Raw genomic sequence first — 849 nt, forward strand, 5'->3', positions numbered from 1 at the left:
AAAATAGCACTCGTAAGTAAAACGCGATCCAAGCGACTGAGCATCCGTATTCTCATGAACAATTATTTTTATAAAGTTAGTGTTTCAGTTTTTTTCATTTAACGCTAGCGCTTTGTAACAACTAACTTATTCAAAAATTCCAAAGTATCTAAGGCAGATTTCTCCGTGCTAAAGTGCGTAAGAATTCTATTCTTGCCTGCTTCGCCCATCCGTGCACATAGCTCTCGGTCTTCTTCAAGGGTTATAATCCCAGATGAAATAGCGTTCACATCACCAGGTTCAACCCGAATACCGCTCTCACCATCAACGATTAATTCTGCACTTCCTCCGGTAGCAGACACAATAACTGCTGTGCCGTATGCCATCGCTTCAATCACAGTTTTAGGAAGACCTTCGCGCTTAATAGAAGGTAATACAGATACATTACACGCGGCTATTAAAGCCGGTGCATCTTTTCGATGTCCTGCTACTTTTATACGTTCAGCCATTGGGCTTTCTTGAATGAGCGCTTGAATATGATCACTATCCATACCATTGCCCACTAACAAGAAATAAATATCCTTGTCTTGTGGAAGCAACTTAGAAGCCTCAAGCAATACCGGCAACCCCTTTCGAGGCCGATCATTGGCAACACAACCAACCACAAAGCCATCCGATGGAATGCCAAACTCACTCAAATCAGCAGGTTGATCCTGATACCAGTCCAGCGAATGCCCTTTATAGACAGTGACGATATTCTCTTTCGGTAAACGAGATTGTAAATGTAAGTCATCCCTTACCGCATTTGCCACACAAATGATCGCATCTAAGCGCGGATGTAAATGAGTCAAATAACTCGTGGGGTCATAC

1 protein-coding gene is annotated in these 849 nt (G+C 42.6%); it reads right to left on the reverse strand.

Annotation, left to right across the window (positions count from 1 at the left end; translation table 11 throughout):
• Positions 1-104: 104 nt before the first annotated feature.
• Positions 105-849: glycosyltransferase family 4 protein (locus A3738_RS02535; RefSeq protein WP_082889937.1), on the reverse strand; the 745-nt coding region annotated here is incomplete at its 5' end.

The sequence above is a fragment of the Oleiphilus sp. HI0066 genome, from assembly GCF_001635725.1.